This window comes from uncultured Clostridium sp. (assembly GCF_934754915.1).
Lineage (GTDB): Bacteria > Bacillota > Clostridia > Clostridiales > Clostridiaceae > Clostridium.
On the sequence record NZ_CAKVKB010000330.1, the window covers coordinates 1 to 1,737 of the forward strand.

At 27.3% G+C, this 1,737-nt stretch carries 4 protein-coding genes; all 4 read right to left on the bottom strand.

Annotated features, from left to right (window positions below; all coding sequences use genetic code 11):
• Positions 1-445: stage II sporulation protein P (locus Q0F58_RS19440; RefSeq protein WP_294379737.1), on the bottom strand; the 445-nt coding region annotated here is incomplete at its 3' end.
• Entirely contained in the window at positions 423-1,055 is a 633-nt protein-coding gene (locus tag Q0F58_RS19445) for a hypothetical protein (RefSeq protein ID WP_294379738.1), read from the bottom strand. The genes Q0F58_RS19440 and Q0F58_RS19445, both read right to left, overlap by 23 nt.
• Positions 1,056-1,154: 99 nt before the next feature.
• Positions 1,155-1,307, bottom strand: a complete 153-nt coding sequence (locus tag Q0F58_RS19450; RefSeq protein WP_294379740.1) for a hypothetical protein — start codon at positions 1,305-1,307, stop codon at positions 1,155-1,157.
• A gap of 168 nt (positions 1,308-1,475) precedes the next feature.
• Positions 1,476-1,737 (bottom strand): MBL fold metallo-hydrolase (locus Q0F58_RS19455; protein WP_294379742.1); only part of this gene is annotated, 262 nt, incomplete at its 5' end.

Genomic DNA, 1,737 nt, shown 5'->3' on the forward strand with positions numbered 1-1,737 from the left:
AATGCTGATTATATCTTGAGTTTCTTAAAATTATTGGTTTAAATAGTCCTGGATATAATTCATTTGCTTTTTGCTGAATTTTTACTGCAAATTTTAAATTTGAATTCCAATTTGGATGTGATAATCCACCTCCATCACTCCCCATTACAAACATTAGTTGAGCACAGTAATCGTCTCCTATTTTTACAAGTGGAGCATAGTTTTCATTGCTTCCTATAGCATCTCTATGTAAGTCTATTATAATGTCTGAATTAAAGTTTTTTAATATATTTTGAACCGTTTTTAATGACCTAGAATATGAACCGGTATATGCTGGATAGTCATGAAAATCTTTGTTATGATTTACATTGAAACCATAATTTCCAAGTTGATTTGTAAGTTCATCTCCAACACGTACAACAGAAAAATTTTGATTTGTAGTTCTATAATTTCCGAGATGGTTCATACTGATTATTTTCGGTTTGTGTATAGCTTTCACAAGTATGGGTATGAAAGATAATTATGTCTTTTGTGTCTATATTTAGATTTTCCGGATTTAATATGTCATCTGTTAGTTCATAAGACGTTTCATTTCTTATTTTTATCCCATTATAATCTTTGTTATATCTTTCAGCTATTGGATTTTGAGTTACTACTTGCGTGTTTGTATCTGTAGTTATTTCTTGTGTCTGTGCTATTTTTTGTTCTTCTGAATTTTCATAAGAATTATCTATAGTAGATTCATTTGATTCTTGTCCAAAAGTTTGTTCTTTTACTTTAAATATCCTTGAACTTATATTCAATATTGTTTTAGCTGACATATTCTTAAAATCTTCTTCTACCTCTTCGGTTTTTTCTTGTTCCGCTTCTTTATCTTTAAAAACATATTTAAAAATGCTACTTTCTTCATTAAAACCCAGTTTAATAAATTCATCAAAATTAATATTTATAGATTGATTAAAATAATCTTTAAACTGTGAACTCTTAAAAACAAAATTTCCTAAGAAATAAATAATAAGTACAACAGTTATTATTTTCACTATATCTTTTAATCTTATAATAGTAATATTAAACATATATCTTCTCCCTAAATAGATATATATTCTAAAATAGATAATATTATGCCAAAAATGGGCAAATATACAACATTCAGTATATCTGCCCATTTCTGTTTTTTAGCTCTTTGAGTTCTTAGCCTCCCACATTCTGTAGTACTCATCTAAAAAAGGTTGGTTAAATGGATAATAATCCGATCTCTCAGAGTATTCTTTTTGTTTCATTTCATTGGTCCGTTTACTAGTATCAATATTGTCCCTTTCGTTCTTCATGCAGTTCTCCTTTCTGTTAATCATGACAATCTAAATAATAGATTATCTTTTGCATGTTACATGTCTATTATAATATTCCATTTTTTTCCATTAATCAAATTATAAATCTTATAATCTCCAAAAGAATATTGGTAATTTTTTCCATTTTATTTAATTTTACTTTTAATTTTAAATTTTTCTTGGCTTTAACTCCAAATAAATAGGTTTTTCATTTCCAATCATAGTAGACTTACCATGTCCAGGATAAACAATTGTATCTTCAGGCAAAATAAGCAATTTATTTATAATAGAATCCATAATTTCATTGAAATCTGAAGTAGGTAAATCAGTTCTTCCCCAAGTGCCTCTAAATAAAGTATCTCCAGAAAATAAAAGTTTTTCACTTTCTAAGTATAATGAACATCCTCCCTTGGTATGACCTGGTGTATGA

Coding starts and splice junctions, on each gene's coding strand:
- Q0F58_RS19445 (WP_294379738.1), bottom strand. CDS start 1,055: ATGTTTAATATTACTATTATAAGATTAAAAGATATAGTGAAAATAATA.
- Q0F58_RS19450 (WP_294379740.1), bottom strand. CDS start 1,307: ATGAAGAACGAAAGGGACAATATTGATACTAGTAAACGGACCAATGAA.